15 protein-coding genes are annotated in these 15,779 nt (G+C 34.1%); all 15 read left to right on the top strand.

Annotated elements, in window-relative coordinates:
- The first annotated feature begins 51 nt into the window (after positions 1–51).
- The 15 genes from pth (at position 52) to folK (ending at position 15,751) form a co-directional block, all read left to right on the top strand.
- On the top strand, positions 52–624 hold the full coding sequence (gene pth / locus MHH94_RS13660; RefSeq protein ID WP_048541954.1) for an aminoacyl-tRNA hydrolase: 573 nt from the start codon (positions 52–54) through the stop codon (positions 622–624).
- On the top strand, positions 621–4,130 hold the full coding sequence (gene mfd, locus MHH94_RS13655) for a transcription-repair coupling factor (RefSeq protein WP_058592440.1): 3,510 nt from the start codon (positions 621–623) through the stop codon (positions 4,128–4,130). The genes pth and mfd overlap by 4 nt, the downstream gene beginning before the upstream one ends.
- A complete protein-coding gene (locus MHH94_RS13650; protein ID WP_107609041.1) occupies positions 4,117–5,625 on the top strand; it encodes a polysaccharide biosynthesis protein in 1,509 nt (502 codons plus the stop codon). Before mfd ends, MHH94_RS13650 begins: the two co-directional genes overlap by 14 nt.
- A gap of 7 nt (positions 5,626–5,632) precedes the next feature.
- Positions 5,633–6,799 (top strand): MazG nucleotide pyrophosphohydrolase domain-containing protein, encoded by a 1,167-nt coding sequence (locus tag MHH94_RS13645; RefSeq protein ID WP_048541959.1) that lies wholly within the window; start codon positions 5,633–5,635, stop codon positions 6,797–6,799.
- Positions 6,796–7,062 carry an RNA-binding S4 domain-containing protein gene (locus MHH94_RS13640; protein WP_037590337.1) on the top strand — a complete coding sequence of 89 codons (267 nt, stop codon included), beginning with the start codon at positions 6,796–6,798 and terminating at the stop codon, positions 7,060–7,062. The genes MHH94_RS13645 and MHH94_RS13640 overlap by 4 nt, the downstream gene beginning before the upstream one ends.
- Positions 7,063–7,078: 16 nt before the next feature.
- Positions 7,079–7,462 carry an FtsB family cell division protein gene (locus tag MHH94_RS13635; RefSeq protein WP_025905562.1) on the top strand — a complete coding sequence of 128 codons (384 nt, stop codon included), beginning with the start codon at positions 7,079–7,081 and terminating at the stop codon, positions 7,460–7,462.
- A gap of 83 nt (positions 7,463–7,545) precedes the next feature.
- Positions 7,546–7,929, top strand: coding sequence for a S1 domain-containing RNA-binding protein (locus MHH94_RS13630; protein WP_025905561.1), 384 nt, complete (start codon positions 7,546–7,548; stop codon positions 7,927–7,929).
- A gap of 88 nt (positions 7,930–8,017) precedes the next feature.
- Positions 8,018–9,298: a tRNA lysidine(34) synthetase TilS gene (tilS, locus tag MHH94_RS13625; RefSeq protein ID WP_107609042.1), complete on the top strand. Its 1,281-nt coding sequence runs from the start codon at positions 8,018–8,020 to the stop codon at positions 9,296–9,298.
- Positions 9,282–9,818 carry a hypoxanthine phosphoribosyltransferase gene (gene hpt / locus MHH94_RS13620; RefSeq protein WP_107609043.1) on the top strand — a complete coding sequence of 179 codons (537 nt, stop codon included), beginning with the start codon at positions 9,282–9,284 and terminating at the stop codon, positions 9,816–9,818. Before tilS ends, hpt begins: the two co-directional genes overlap by 17 nt.
- Positions 9,819–9,910: 92 nt before the next feature.
- Positions 9,911–12,019, top strand: coding sequence for an ATP-dependent zinc metalloprotease FtsH (gene ftsH / locus MHH94_RS13615; RefSeq protein ID WP_058592438.1), 2,109 nt, complete (start codon positions 9,911–9,913; stop codon positions 12,017–12,019).
- Positions 12,020–12,084: 65 nt separating this feature from the next.
- On the top strand, positions 12,085–12,963 hold the full coding sequence (gene hslO / locus MHH94_RS13610) for an Hsp33 family molecular chaperone HslO (protein ID WP_058592437.1): 879 nt from the start codon (positions 12,085–12,087) through the stop codon (positions 12,961–12,963).
- A 96-nt stretch (positions 12,964–13,059) separates the two neighbouring features.
- Positions 13,060–13,989, top strand: coding sequence for a cysteine synthase A (cysK, locus tag MHH94_RS13605; RefSeq protein ID WP_058592436.1), 930 nt, complete (start codon positions 13,060–13,062; stop codon positions 13,987–13,989).
- Positions 13,990–14,118: 129 nt separating this feature from the next.
- On the top strand, positions 14,119–14,910 hold the full coding sequence (gene folP / locus MHH94_RS13600; protein ID WP_103354220.1) for a dihydropteroate synthase: 792 nt from the start codon (positions 14,119–14,121) through the stop codon (positions 14,908–14,910).
- Positions 14,903–15,262: a dihydroneopterin aldolase gene (folB, locus tag MHH94_RS13595; RefSeq protein WP_048541967.1), complete on the top strand. Its 360-nt coding sequence runs from the start codon at positions 14,903–14,905 to the stop codon at positions 15,260–15,262. Before folP ends, folB begins: the two co-directional genes overlap by 8 nt.
- The gene (folK, locus tag MHH94_RS13590; RefSeq protein ID WP_078354772.1) at positions 15,263–15,751 is read left to right on the top strand and encodes a 2-amino-4-hydroxy-6-hydroxymethyldihydropteridine diphosphokinase; all 489 of its coding nucleotides are present in this window, start codon (positions 15,263–15,265) and stop codon (positions 15,749–15,751) included. It abuts the gene before it with no gap.
- Positions 15,752–15,779: the final 28 nt, after the last annotated feature.

Here is a 15,779-nt window from a genome sequence, read left to right as displayed (position 1 = left end):
AATTACAAAAATGCTATAATATATACTTAGAATTAATATGGAGGTTACAACATGAAATGTATTGTTGGACTTGGAAATATCGGAAAGAAATATGACTTAACACGTCATAATATTGGCTTTGAAGTAGTTGATAAATTACTTGATCGTCATCAACTAGATTTAGATAAACAAAAATTTAAAGGCGCATATACAATAGGTCTTATAAATGGTGAGAAAGTAATGCTCATTGAGCCTATGACCTTCATGAATTTATCAGGTGAAGCTGTAAGACCACTAATGGATTATTATAATATAGATATAGAGGATCTAGTTGTACTCTATGATGACATGGACCAGTCTCAAGGTCATTTGAGACTACGTCAGAAAGGAAGTGCTGGTGGCCATAACGGTATGAAGTCTTTAATTCAACATTTAGGGACAGACCGTTTTAACCGTATTAGAATCGGAATTGATCGTCCTACAAATGGCATGAGTGTACCGAGTTATGTGCTTCAAAAGTTCTCTGATGATGAAATGATTACAATGGAAAAAGTGATCGATCGCGCAGCAGATGCTTGTGAAGCTTTAATTAAAGGCGAAACTTTTCAGAATGTGATGAACCAGTATAATGGTGAAGTTATATGAAACACGTTATCCATGAAATCATACAAGCAGACGAACGATTTCAAGAATTAACGCAAATATTTGGAGAAAAGAACATACTCATAACAGGACTTAATCAGTCAAGTAAAGCGCTACTCATATTAGAACAATATCTTAAAAACGATAAACAACTCGTTATCGTAACAAATAACTTGTATCAGGCGGATAAAATAGAAGCGGATATTCTTCAATTATTACCACCTGAAGAAGTATTTAAGTTTCCTGTACAAGATATTATGATAGAGGCGTTCTCGACTCAAAGTCCTGATTTAATGAGTGAACGTATCAGAACACTAACCCAACTTGCTCAAGGCAAGAAGGGCTTATTTATCGTGCCTATAAACGGTTTAAAAAAACAACTAACACCGAAGCATATTTGGAATGAACATTATAAATCGATTCAAATAGGTGATGATATTGATTTGGATGAATGGGCTAATCAATTGATTGATATGGGCTATAAGAGGCAATCGTTAGTATCAGCAGTTGGCGAGTTTTCAATTCGTGGTGGGTTGATTGATATCTATCCAGTAACTGGAGATCCTGTTCGTATCGAATTGTTTGATACTGAAGTAGACGGTATGAGGTTGTTTGACGTTGAAACACAACGCTCTTTAGGTAATGTTGAACAAGTTGAAATTACAACGGCTAGTGATTATATTTTTACAAGTGAACAAATTAGCCAACTTCCAGAACGTATGGAAGAAGCATACGAAAAGACAAGACAACAATTAGCTACAGAAATGCGTCCCGACTTAAAAGATACGTATCAAACGATATTGATGCAAAGTGATGAATTGAAAGATCATCAAATTTTAAGACGTGTGATTTCATTTATGTATGATGAAGTCACAACTTTAACAGATTATTTTGCGGATGATGCACTTATTGTTGTAGACGAATATAATCGAATTAAAGAAACTGAACATTCATTAGACGTCGAAATCGAAGAATTTACGCAATCGCTAATAGAATCAGGACAAGGATTTATTGGCCAACGCTTTATTTCTGAACATGCTTTTACTGAACTGTTGCATCAGCATAAAATTGCCTATTTCACTTTATTTACTGCAAGTATGCCAGTTGAAATTGAAGAGATGGTGAAATTCTCATGTAAACCTGTTCAAAGGTTCTATGGACAATACGACATTATGCAATCAGAGTTTGATCGCTTTATGAAACAAGGATTCACGGTCGTATTATTAGCAGAATCTGAAACGAGAAAGTCTCGTATTCAAAGTATGTTAAACGACATGAAAATTCCAACTGTTATAGATAGGGTAGAACAAGTCGGTGACCGAGGACAAGCTATCGTAACGGATGGCGCGCTGTCAGAAGGGTTTGAATTACCTTATATGAAGCTTGTCGTCGTGACAGAAAAAGAACTTTTCAAAGCGCGTGAAAGAAAACAGTCTAAAAGAAGACAAAAGTTATCAAATGCTGAAAAAATAAAGTCTTATCAAGAATTGAATGTGGGGGATTATGTTGTACACGTACATCATGGTGTTGGTAAATATTTAGGTGTTGAAACATTAGAAGTATCCGGCATTCATAAAGATTATATTAAAATTCAATATAAAGGTACTGATCAATTATTTGTACCTGTTGATCAAATGAATGATGTTCAGAAGTTTGTTGGTTCCGATGATAAGGAGCCAAAGGTAAATAAACTTGGCGGTACAGAATGGAAAAAAACGAAAGCTAAAGTTCAAAAAAATGTGGAAGACATTGCGGATGAACTGTTGAAGCTTTATCAAGAGAGAGAACAAGTTGAAGGCTATCAATACGGGCCAGATACTGAAGAACAAATGACATTTGAAATGGACTTCCCATATGAACCTACGCCTGACCAAGTCACTTCTTTAGAAGAAATTAAAGCAGATATGGAAAAAAGAAGACCGATGGATAGACTGCTTTGTGGTGATGTTGGGTATGGTAAGACTGAGGTAGCGATAAGAGCTGCATTTAAAGCAGTCTTGGAAGGTAAGCAAGTAGCCGTGCTCGTACCAACAACGATTCTTGCCCAACAACATTTTGAAACATTCAGAGAACGTATGCAAGAATATCCAGTAGAAATTCAAATGATGAGTAGATTTAGAACACCTAAACAAGTTAAAGAGACGAAAGCAGGTATCAAATCTGGATTTGTAGACATTGTTGTAGGTACACATAAATTACTAAGTAAAGATGTTGAATATAAAGATTTAGGCTTATTAATCGTCGATGAAGAACAAAGATTTGGTGTGAAACATAAAGAAAGAATTAAAGCATTAAAGACAAATGTAGATGTTCTTACTTTAACAGCTACACCAATTCCGAGAACACTTCATATGAGTTTATTAGGTGTTAGAGATTTATCTGTTATTGAAACACCACCTGAAAACAGATTCCCTGTTCAAACGTATGTATTAGAACAAAATATGAGTTTTGTTAAAGAAGCACTAGAACGTGAACTTTCACGTGGTGGACAAGCATTCTATTTATATAACCGCGTGCAGTCTATATATCAAAAGAGTGAACAGTTATCTATGCTCATGCCTAATGCGAGAATTGGAGTTGCTCATGGACAAATGACAGAACGAGAATTAGAAGAAACGATGTTGAATTTTGTGGATGGAGAATATGATATTTTAGTGACAACGACGATTATTGAAACGGGTGTCGATGTTCCGAATGCCAATACATTGATTATTGAAGATGCTAATAGATTTGGATTGAGTCAATTGTATCAGTTGCGTGGACGAGTAGGTCGTTCAAGTCGAATTGGTTATGCATATTTCTTACATGAACAAAATAAAGTACTAACTGAAGTTGCAGAGCAAAGACTACAAGCTATCAAAGAATTTACAGAACTAGGTTCAGGATTTAAAATTGCCATGCGTGATTTGAATATACGTGGTGCAGGAAATCTATTAGGTAGTCAGCAACATGGCTTCATAGATTCTGTAGGTTATGACTTATATTCTCAAATGTTAGAAGAAGCGGTTAATGTGAAACGAGGTATTGAACCAGAATCAGAAGTACCACAACTTGAAGTGGACATTAAGATAGATGCATATATTCCTGCAGAATACATTAAGAATGAACAAGCCAAAATTGAAATGTACAAAAAATTGAGATCGATTACGACTCAAACTCAATTGGAAGATATTCAAGATGAATTGATCGATCGTTTTGGTGAGTACCCTGTTGAAGTACAACGTTTATTAGATGTTGTGGGAGTAAGATTGAATGGTATTCATTTCGGTATTACAGAAATTAAAGAAGTCGCTAAAGTGATACAATTGACAGCTTCGGAATATACGACAAATCATTTAAAAGGTGATGTGTTGTTTAAAGTTACTGAACCACTCGGTAGAAAACTAAAAATAGCCGTTTCGAACAATCAAATGGTGTTTAAATTACAAAAATCAAAACAATGGTTAGACGATTTGAAATTTTTAACTAATGTGATCAATGAAAGTTTGGTAGACGATGACACAATCTAAACCAATTTTTAATAGTGTATTGTTGTTAACAGGCACGATGGTCATTGTTAAAATTTTAAGCGCAATTTATAGAGTACCTTACCAAAATGTTTTAGGTGATGAAGGTTTATATGCATACCAACAAGTATATCCGCTCGTTGCGATTGTGAGTGTTGTAAGTTTAAACGCGCTTCCTAGTGTCATGAGTAGCTGGATGATTCAACGTAAACAATCAGAAATAGTAGGCATGTTCTGGTTCTTACAAATGACTTGTTTGTTGATAAGTATTGCTATATTTTTAAGTGCACATTTGATAAGTGGGCTAATGGGTGATGTAAACTTAACGCCTATGATTCGTATGGCGAGTATAGCGCTAATACCACTTGTATTTATCTCAATGGCACGAGGGTATTATCAAATGAAATATCAGATGAACTTTATTGCCGTTTCACAGGTTATTGATCAAGTGGTTAGAGTCGGTGTGATTTTAACCGCAATTTTGCTGTTTATTGGCTTGAATATTTCGATTTATCAAGCTGGCACAATCGCAATCAGTGGATCTGTATTGGGATTAAGTTGTATTGCAATTTACTTCTGGTTTAAAAGAAAGCCTATATTGAGGTTTTCCTGGGAAATAAAATTAAAAGACACTAAAAATATCGTGACGATGACAATCTTGTATGCCATTTCTTATTTGATATTGATCTTATGGCAAATTGTAGATTCATTTACGCTTATACATTTATTGCAAGAGAATGGATATAGCTTTCATGAAAGTATAAAAGTAAAAGGCGTGTTTGATAGAGGTGCTTCATTAATTCAGATGGGTCTTATCATCACAACTACATTTAGTTTTGTGCTTATTCCATTGTTAACAGAACAACTGCAAAAGAAAAATCATCAACTCGTGAATGAATATGCTAATACATCGTTGAAAATAACAGTGTTATTTAGTATGGCTGCCGCATTTGGCTTAATGAACTTACTGCCGTTATTAAATACTGTATTCTTTAAGACGAATGAATTGATTGGTACACTGAGCGTCTTTATGCTCGCAGTAGTATTTGTGACATTTATCATCATGTATACAGCGTTATTGCAAGTGAAATTAAATAGAAATATATTATTTATTGCGCTCATTATTGGTATGGTAACGAAATTGATCGGGAATTACTGGTTTGTACTGCAGTTTGGTATATTTGGTGCAAGTTTGTCGACAGTCTTGTCGCTCGCTATATATACATTGATTTTGCATGTACGTGTGATGAAACTTTATCAATTTCAACGTATGGGTTTATTTATGATTAAAGTGATTACTTTACTTGCAATCATGTCTGTATTTGTACAAGTTGTATTGCTTATTCCAACGCACACGAGAATGACCAGTCTATTAATTATGTTACTGGCAGGTATTGTTGGCGTAATGGTTGTCATAATAGGTATAATGAAAATGAAAATATTAATAAAAGATGAATGGAAACATTTGCCTTTAATGGATAAAATAATAAAGGAGTAATTAACATATGGCACAACAAATTTTAGTTGTTGGCTTAGGTAATTATAGTTTAGAAGAATTGCCAATGGGCGTTTATCGTAAACTACAATCAGCTGATGTAATATATGCGCGTACGCTAGACCATCCAGTCGTTAAAGAATTAGAAGACTTAAATTGGCAAGGTTTTGATTATATTTATGAAAAGCACAATGATTTTCTTAATGTATATTCTGAAATTGTCGATACGTTGATTGAAAAGGCTGAACATGAAAATATCATTTATGCGGTACCTGGTGATCCAATGGTAGCTGAAACAACGACGCAGCTCCTATTAGAAAAATCCTCTGATGTTCACGTGTTAGGTGGGAAAAGCTTTCTAGATGATATGTTCAATGCTGTTAATATTGACCCAAATGACGGATTTACATTATTAGACGGAACGTGTTTATCTGAAACTTTATTAAATATAAGAACGAATACGATTATTACACAAGTGTATGATCAATTAGTTGCATCGGATATTAAAGTCACATTGATGGAAAGATATCCAGATAATCACCCTGTGAAACTTGTTTCTAATGCAAGACTAGGTGAAGCAGATGTGATTTCATGTCCATTGTATGAAATGGACCATCATGCTGAGTTATCAAATTTAACAAGTTTATTCATTCCGAAAATAACTAAAGAAGAACAACTATATGGTGATTTTCAATATTTAGAACAAACTATCGATACATTAGTGTCTGAAGAAGGCTGTCCTTGGGATAAAGTACAAACCCATGAAACATTGAAACGTTATGTGCTTGAAGAAGCATTTGAATTAATTGAAGCAATTGATGAAGATGATATTGATCATATGATAGAAGAACTTGGAGACATATTGTTACAAGTGATGCTACATGCTGCGATTGGAAAGAAAGAAGCTTACTTTGATGTAAGAGAAGTGATACAAACATTAACTTCTAAGATGATACGTAGACATCCACATGTGTTTGGTGACCAAGAGGCGGACGATATTAAAGACCTCAAGAAAATTTGGAACAATGAAAAACAAAAAGAAGGCAAAGTTGAACGTGAGAAACTAGAAAAAATATTTGCTGATTACTTTTTGAAGTTGTATGATAAAACCAAATTAGAGGGATACGGTGAACAATCATTAAAAGAATTTATAAATAAAGGAGGTTTAACAATTTGAGATTAGATAAATATTTAAAAGTATCTAGACTGATTAAGCGTCGTACACTTGCTAAAGAAGTGAGTGACCAAGGTAGAGTTAAAGTAAATGGTCAAGTTGCTAAAGCAGGAACGACTGTAAGTGTTGAAGATGAATTGGAAATTAGATTAGGTAATAGAATAATTGTTGTTAAAGTGACAGGGTTGTCTGAACATGCTAATAAAGAAAATGCTAAGACAATGTTTGAAGTTATCAAAGAAGAAAAAATTCAAGATTCTATATAAATAAGGAGGTACACCTATGGCGCAAAAAATTAAAAATCTAGATAATGAATATACACAGTCCCAAAATAAACAAAAAAAGACTGTCAATAAAACGCGCCAAGTGATACGCAAGCGACTTACCTTATTTGGTGGAGTATTATTGTTAATAATCGTTATTATGATCATCATGCTGTTTCTACAAAAAAATCGCAATGATGAATTAGTACAAGAGCGTAAAGAAAAAGCTGTAACATATGAAAAATTGCAAGATAAAGAGATAGAACTTAAAGAACAAATTAAACGACTGAACGATAAAGAATATATAGAAAAACTTGCGAGAAGCGAATACTTTTTAAGCAATGATGGTGAAATTATTTTTAAATTACCAGAAGATAAAAAAGACGCGGAAAATGATAAATAATCTGTTTATGGCGTTGTATAATTTTGTATAGAAGCATATAATAAGGTTAAAGTGAATTTATATCAGGAGGATACAGTAATAATATGTCAATTGAAGTAGGCAATAAAGTCAAAGGGAAAGTTACAGGTATTAAGAATTTTGGTGCATTTGTTGAATTACCTGAAGGGAAAAGTGGCCTTGTGCATATCAGTGAAGTTGCTGATAACTACGTCGAGAACGTGAATGACCATTTAACTGTAGGCGATGAAGTAGAAGTTAAAGTATTAACAGTAGCTGATGATGGAAAGATTAGTTTATCTATTAAAAAAGCTAAAGAACGTCCAAAGCGCCAAGCGCCTAAGAAAGAAGCTAAGCCTGAAGACTTTGAGAAGAAATTATCAAACTTTTTAAAAGATAGTGAGGATAAGTTAACATCTATTAAGAGACAAACTGAATCACGTCGTGGCGGTAAAGGTGCAAGACGATAATGGATTATAATAAAAAGAGGCTAATTAGTTGAGCCTCTTTTTATTTTGACAAGATCAAATGAATTTTTGAAAATTGAGGTGTGTAATCATGCTAAATGTAACTTGGCAACAAGATGATGATTTAGCTTTAGCTGTTTCGACAGGGATAGATAGCATGTCACTTTTACACATGTTAAATACAACTTATAAAGACACATATCGTAAGTTGATTTGTTTACATGTCAACCATGGTTTAAGAGAAGGCTCGCGAGAAGAAGCAGAATTTATTAAACGATTTTGCGAAAAACACCATATTGAAATATATATCAAGACATTAGATTTGAGCGAAACGGTTAGTCACAATAAGAGCATACAAGATATTTCTAGACAAATGAGATATGAATGGTTTGATGAAATGATGAAACAAACTAGTAGCGATGTATTGTTGACGGCACACCATATGGATGACCAAAAAGAGACCATTGCTTATCGATTATTTACTGGGAGAATTGGCCGTGCACCTTTAGGTATTCAACAAATTCAAAAAAGAAATGATTATATGATTTGCAGACCATTATTAAATGTATCCAAATCATTTATTAAGCAATACCAACAAGAAAATGCTTTTAAGTACTACGAAGATGATTCAAATAAAGATAGCAAATATACACGCAACTATTTACGAAATCAATTGTTGCCTGTTATTGAAGAAAGACAAGAATTTTCAACAGATCATTTACTGGATTTAAATCAATGGATGAATGACGCAAGAGAATTAATTGTGGCTGAAGCAGATGCTTTTATTGCTAAAGAAATAAAACTGTCTGATCAAGTTGAAGTTAATCGAGATGCATTTAATCGGCTGAACGATTTAGTTAAGGTTCAAGTATTAGATCAATTAATGGCTCAATATGTTAAACGAAGATATAGTGAGAAGTCATATAAAGAATGGATGCGTGTATTTAATAATTTTTCAAAACAATCCGTCATTCCTATATCTGATGATTGGCAGTTTATTGTAGCATATGATAAATTATTACTATGTGAAGATATTGAGTTCAATGTAAATTCTAAATTTATAAATCGTAATGAACAATATGTATTTGGGAATTGGTTAATTGAAACGAAAGACATAGCATCGCCTTTATTCGTAAGAACGAGAATGTCTGGAGATCGTGTTCAGTATTATAACCGGGGAAATAAACATCGCAAAAAAGTTAATAGAATCATGATTGACAACAAGATTGACATACATAAAAGAAACAATTGTCCAATTATTTTAGATGGTGATGATATTATTGCAATTGGTGATTTTTGGATAGATTCTAACTTTAAAAACGCACTAACTATTACTTATATTGGAGATGACTTTAATGAAAGACTCGATTAAGTCTGTTGTATTATCAGAAGAACAGATTCAAGAAAGATGCAAAACATTAGGCAAGCAAATCACAGAGGATTATAATGGGAAGACACCAATCTGTGTAGGTATTTTAAAAGGCTCTATCATGTTTATGGCTGATTTAATTAAATACATTGATACACATGTAGAAATAGACTTCATGGATGTTTCTAGTTATCACGGTGGTACAGAATCAACTGGAGAAGTTAAAATTTTAAAAGACTTAAGTACTTCTGTTGAAAATAGAGATGTCATTATAATTGAAGATATTTTAGAAACAGGTACAACTTTAAATTCTATCGTTGATTTATTGAAATACAGAAATGTTAACTCTATTGAAATCGTAACATTGTTAGATAAACCAATGAAACGTAAAGTAGACATTGAAGCAAAATATGTCGGAGAAAAAATTCCTGATGAATTTGTAGTAGGATATGGACTAGATTATGCTGAGAAATATCGTAATTTACCATACATTGGTACACTTAAACCAAAAATATATCAATGATGCGTATAAGCAAGTTTAATTACTAGCGTAAGAAATTACAAATATGGTAAAATTTTTGTTAGTTTTATTAATTGAGTAGGAGGACAAATTGAATGCAAAAAGCTTTTCGTAATATATTAATGATCGCGCTTTTAGCTATCGTCCTATTTGGTGTATTCCAGTTCATTAATGGCAATGGACAATCACCAAAACAGCTTACATATAATGAGTTTATGACGAAGCTAGAAAAAGGCGATTTAAAAACGTTAACTATTCAACCAGAACAGAATGTTTATATGGTTAGCGGTGAATTGAAAAAAGGTAAAGATGAAACATATACATCTTCTATTTTATTTAATAACCAAGATGACTTGAAAAAAATAACAGCAACTGCTGAGAAACAAGATGATTTGAAATTTAATGTTAAAGAAGAAGAAAAACAAAGTGTGTTTGTTAGTGTATTAACAACACTTATCCCAGTTTTAATTATTGCATTTTTATTCATCTTCTTCTTAAGCCAAATGCAAGGCGGCGGCGGTGGCGGCGGCCGAGTAATGAACTTTGGTAAGTCAAAAGCCAAGCTATATGATAATCAGAAGAAACGTGTTAGATTCTCTGATGTAGCAGGTGCCGATGAAGAGAAACAAGAATTAGTTGAAATAGTTGATTTCCTTAAAGATAATCGTAAATTCAAGAAAATGGGTGCGCGTATTCCAAAAGGTGTCTTACTAGTTGGTCCTCCAGGTACAGGTAAAACATTACTTGCTAGAGCTGTAGCAGGTGAAGCGGGTACACCATTCTTCTCAATCAGTGGTTCAGACTTTGTTGAGATGTTCGTTGGTGTCGGTGCAAGTCGTGTGCGTGACTTATTCGAGAACGCTAAGAAGAATGCACCATGTATTATCTTTATAGATGAGATTGATGCTGTTGGTCGTCAACGTGGCGCTGGTGTTGGTGGCGGTCACGATGAACGTGAACAAACATTAAACCAATTATTAGTAGAAATGGATGGATTCGGTGAAAATGAAGGTATCATTATGATAGCTGCTACTAACCGTCCTGATATTCTAGACCCTGCGTTATTACGTCCAGGACGTTTCGATAGACAAATCCAAGTTGGACGCCCGGATGTAAGAGGACGTGAAGCAGTACTTAAAGTACATGCTCGTAATAAACCGTTAGACGAAACTGTTGACTTAAAAGCAATTTCTCAAAGAACACCTGGTTTCTCTGGTGCAGACTTAGAGAACTTGTTAAATGAAGCATCATTAGTAGCAGCACGTTCTAACAAAACGAAAATTGATATGAGAGATATCGAAGAAGCGACTGATAGAGTTATTGCAGGTCCAGCTAAGAAAACAAGAATGATTTCTGAGAAAGAGAAAAATATTGTTGCTTATCACGAAGCAGGTCATACCATTATCGGTTGTGTATTAGATGAAGCAGAAATGGTTCATAAAGTTACGATCGTTCCACGTGGTCAAGCTGGTGGATATGCAATGATGCTTCCTAAAGAAGATCGTTACTTTATGACTGAACCAGAATTATTAGATAAGATAGTAGGTTTACTTGGTGGTCGTGTATCTGAAGAAATAAACTTTGGAGAAGCATCAACAGGTGCTCATAATGACTTCCAACGTGCAACAAACATTGCGCGTAAGATGGTTACTGAATATGGTATGAGTAAAAAATTAGGTCCATTACAATTCGGTAGTACGGATAGTGGACAAGTATTTTTAGGTAAAGATATGCAATCTGAACCAAATTATTCAGACCAAATTGCTTATGAAATTGATTCAGAAGTACAACGTATCATTAAAGAACAATACGAACGTTGTAAACAAATTCTAACTGAACATAAATCACAATTAGAATTAATTGCTAAGACACTTCTAGTTGAAGAAACATTAGTAGCTGAACAAATTCAATCATTATTCCATGAAGGTAAGTTACCAGAAGTTAAATATGATGATTCTCATCTTAACCAAAATGAAGACTCAGATGAAGATAAATATGAAGGTGACTTAACGCAACAAGAAGGTACATTAGATATTGACGATGATGAAGTTGGTAAATCATACGAAGAAGTAAAAGAAGAAGTGTCACATGAAAAACATAATGAAGACACAGATTCAGATAGTGATTCAGACGAACCAGCTCATGAACAAGAGCCAAATATCGATGACCTAGGTGACAATAAACCGACAGATCGTAAAGAATAATTTCACAAAAGTCCCTTTCAACAATTTGATTGAGAGGGGCTTTTTTTAAAGAAGGAGTATAAAACATGACAAAAGATTATTTAGTAAGAGGATTAGCTTTCAATGATGAAGTGAGGGCTTTTGCTGTTCAAACAACAAATACAGTACAAGAAGCACAAACACGCCATTACACATGGCCAACTGCATCAGCAGCATTAGGTAGATCAATGACAGCTGGTGTTATGATGGGATCAATGCTGAAAAATGAAGAAAAATTAACGGTAACAATTGATGGCGGAGGACCAATTGGTAAAATTATGGTCGATGCTAATGCGAAAGGTGAAGTAAGAGGATATGTTCAAAATCCACAAACACATTTCCCATTAAATGATCAAGGTAAATTAGATGTTAGACGTGCTGTTGGAACAGATGGTATGTTAAGTGTCGTTAAAGATATCGGATTGAAAGATTACTTCACAGGTTCTACACCAATTGTTTCAGGAGAACTTGGAGAAGATTTCACTTATTATTTTGTAACAAGTGAACAAGTACCTTCGGCTGTTGGTTTAGGTGTATTAGTAAATCCTGATAATACGATTAAAGCAGCAGGAGGTTTCATCATTCAACTTATGCCTGGTGCATCTGAAAAAACAATTTCAGCAATTGAAGAAAAGATTAATCAAATGGAACCTGTATCTAAATTGATCGATAGAGGATTAACGCCAGAAGAAATAATTGAAACAGTATTAGGAAAAGAAAATACTAGAATTATCGACCATATGGATGTTGAATTTAAATGTAATTGTTCTAGAGAAAAATTCTTAAATGCAATTAAAGGTCTTGGGGAAGCAGAAATTGATGCAATGATTAAAGAAGATCATGGTGCTGAAGCAGAATGTCATTTCTGTAGAACGAAGTATCAATATAGCGAAGAAGAATTAATCGAACTTAAGAATGCACTTTAATTTAGTAAATACTTTCACTTTATATGAAGTTTTGTTATAATCATTATATCCGATAAATAAACTAGGGTATAAAAACTGTTTAGGAGTGAAGCGTAAATGGCTAAGAGAGTAAATAATATTGTAGAATTAATTGGAGACACACCTGTAGTTAAATTAAACAAAGTAGTTGAAGAAGGTTCAGCAGACGTTTATGTAAAATTAGAATATCAAAACCCAGGTAGCTCAGTTAAAGATAGAATTGGTTTAGCGATGATTGAAGCAGCTGAAAAAGAAGGCAAAATCAAACCAGGAGATACAATTATTGAACCAACATCTGGTAACACAGGTATCGGTTTAGCAATGGTTGCAGCAGCTAAAGGTTATAAAGCTGTATTTGTAATGCCAGATACAATGAGTAGCGAACGTCGTGCTTTATTGAAAGCTTATGGCGCTGAATTAGTATTAACACCTGGTGCAGAAGGTATGAAAGGTGCTATCAAAAAAGCTAAAGAATTAAAAGAAGAAAAAGGCTATTTTGAACCACAACAATTCGAAAACCCAGCGAACCCTAAAGTCCATGAATTAACAACTGGTCCTGAACTTGTTGAACAATTTGAAGGTCTTCAAATCGATGCTTTCTTAGCTGGTGTAGGTACTGGTGGTACTTTATCTGGAGCAGGTAAAGTTCTTAAAGAAAAATATCCTAATATTCAAGTAGTTGCTATTGAACCAGAAGCTTCTCCTATTTTAAGCGGTGGTTCACCAGGTCCTCATAAATTGCAAGGTTTAGGTGCAGGTTTCGTACCAGACACTTTAAACACAGATGTTTATGACGATGTTATTAAAGTAGGTAATGAAGAAGCGATGGAAATGTCTAGAAAAGTTGCTAAAGAAGAAGGTATCCTAGGTGGTATTTCATCTGGTGCTGCAATTGTAGCTGCATTGAAAAAAGCTAAAGAACTAGGTGCAGGCAAAACAGTAGTAACAGTTCTTCCAAGTAATGGTGAACGTTACCTATCTACACCACTTTACGCTTTTGAAGACTAATTGATAAATAAATGATTATAAATTAAGTATCACGTCTATAATAAGTAACTTTTGAAGTTATTTCATTTAGGCGTGATTTTTTAAATTTGTTATAATAAATTTATCTATGAAAAAGGAAGGAAGACTATCTTGGTGAATACGAAAATTATGGGTATATTAAATGTTACGCCAGATTCATTTTCTGACGGTGGTTCATATAATAGCGTAGATAAAGCAAGACAACACGCTGAGAAACTGATCTCAGAAGGTGCGGATATTATTGATATCGGTGGTGTATCTACTCGCCCAGGTTATACAGAAGTGAGTTTAGAAGAGGAATTGGACAGAGTCATTCCAGTTGTAGAAGCGCTCAGTGATTTAGATGTACAACTTTCAGTGGATACATACAGAAGTAAAGTTGCTGAAGAATCTTTAAAAAGAGGCGTAACGATGATTAACGACCAGTGGGCTGGCTTATATGATCCGAATATATTGAAAGTCGTTGCAGAATATAATGCAGAAATTGTGTTAATGCATAACGGCGACGGTAAGAGAGATGTACCAGTAATGGAAGAATTGCTACTTACTTTATTGAAACAAGCAAACCAAGCAGAAATTTGCGGCATACCCGAAAAAAATATTTGGCTAGATCCTGGTATAGGTTTTGCAAAGTCTAGAGAAGAAGAGCGTATTGTCATGTCACGATTGGATGAATTGGTCGCTACAGGATACAATGTGTTGCTTGCGACAAGTCGTAAGCGATTAATTAATGACTTATTAGGTGGCGAAAGTAATGTTGATGAACGTGATGAAGGTACAGCAGCAACAACAGCTTATGGAATTGAAAAAGGTGTACGTGCTGTGAGAGTCCACAATGTACAAATGAACAAAAGAGTAGCTAAAACGATAGATGCTCTGAAGGAGATTCGATTAAATGGATAGAATAATATTAGAAGGCATGTCTTTTTATGGATATCATGGTGCAATTGAAGCCGAAAACGAATTAGGACAAATCTTTTTAGTAGATTTAGAATTATATTTAGATCTTTCTGAAGCGGGCGAAACAGATGACTTAGAAAAGACTGTTCACTACGGTGAAGTATTTGAAGTTGTCAAAGAAATTATGGAAGGTAAACCAGTAAAATTAATCGAGCATCTTGCTGAACGTATTGCAAAAGAGCTATTTTCACACTATAATCGAGTATTGGAAACCAAAGTTAAGATTACTAAAAATAATCCACCGATACCTGGACATTATAAAGGTGTGGGTATTGAGATAGTGAGGAAGAGATAAATGCATACTGCATATTTAGGTTTAGGAAGTAATATGGGAGATAGGCAACATCAACTGCAAGAAGCTGTTAAATTGCTGAATGAAATTGATGGTATTCACGTTGTTCAAGAATCTCCAATATATGAAACGAAACCAGTAGGATACACAGATCAACCGGATTTTTTGAATATGTGTATTGAGATCTCAACTGAATTAGAATCATCAGAATTATTAAAAGTTTGTATGATGATAGAACAACAACTTCATCGTGTTCGAGTTGAAAGATGGGGACCACGTACAATTGATATAGATATTTTAATATATGATCAATCTGTTATTCAATCACCAGAACTAGAAGTGCCTCACCCAAGAATGACTGAAAGAGCATTTGTGATGATACCTTTGAATGACATTGCTTCAAATGTTGTGGAACCTATATCGAAGAAATATATTTGGGAGCTATTGCCAAACGATGAACATGTAGTAAAGTATAATGGTGAAAGTAAATAATCTACGTGTGGTTTAAATAAAATAACAA

Origin of the sequence: Mammaliicoccus sp. FSL K6-3158 (genome assembly GCF_038005105.1) — a bacterium.
Taxonomy (GTDB): Bacteria; Bacillota; Bacilli; order Staphylococcales; family Staphylococcaceae; genus Mammaliicoccus; species Mammaliicoccus sciuri.
The sequence above is the reverse complement of the archived record's forward strand: the minus strand, read 5'-3'. Positions and strand labels throughout refer to the sequence as shown.

Bases quoted from the DNA above. Each gene is read 5' to 3' on its own strand.
- MHH94_RS13635 (WP_025905562.1), top strand. From the start codon at position 7,079: ATGGCGCAAAAAATTAAAAATCTAGATAATGAATATACACAGTCCCAA.
- tilS (WP_107609042.1), top strand. From the start codon at position 8,018: ATGCTAAATGTAACTTGGCAACAAGATGATGATTTAGCTTTAGCTGTT.
- hpt (WP_107609043.1), top strand. From the start codon at position 9,282: ATGAAAGACTCGATTAAGTCTGTTGTATTATCAGAAGAACAGATTCAA.
- MHH94_RS13630 (WP_025905561.1), top strand. From the start codon at position 7,546: ATGTCAATTGAAGTAGGCAATAAAGTCAAAGGGAAAGTTACAGGTATT.
- folB (WP_048541967.1), top strand. From the start codon at position 14,903: ATGGATAGAATAATATTAGAAGGCATGTCTTTTTATGGATATCATGGT.
- hslO (WP_058592437.1), top strand. From the start codon at position 12,085: ATGACAAAAGATTATTTAGTAAGAGGATTAGCTTTCAATGATGAAGTG.
- folK (WP_078354772.1), top strand. From the start codon at position 15,263: ATGCATACTGCATATTTAGGTTTAGGAAGTAATATGGGAGATAGGCAA.
- pth (WP_048541954.1), top strand. From the start codon at position 52: ATGAAATGTATTGTTGGACTTGGAAATATCGGAAAGAAATATGACTTA.
- MHH94_RS13650 (WP_107609041.1), top strand. From the start codon at position 4,117: ATGACACAATCTAAACCAATTTTTAATAGTGTATTGTTGTTAACAGGC.
- mfd (WP_058592440.1), top strand. From the start codon at position 621: ATGAAACACGTTATCCATGAAATCATACAAGCAGACGAACGATTTCAA.
- ftsH (WP_058592438.1), top strand. From the start codon at position 9,911: ATGCAAAAAGCTTTTCGTAATATATTAATGATCGCGCTTTTAGCTATC.
- cysK (WP_058592436.1), top strand. From the start codon at position 13,060: ATGGCTAAGAGAGTAAATAATATTGTAGAATTAATTGGAGACACACCT.
- MHH94_RS13645 (WP_048541959.1), top strand. From the start codon at position 5,633: ATGGCACAACAAATTTTAGTTGTTGGCTTAGGTAATTATAGTTTAGAA.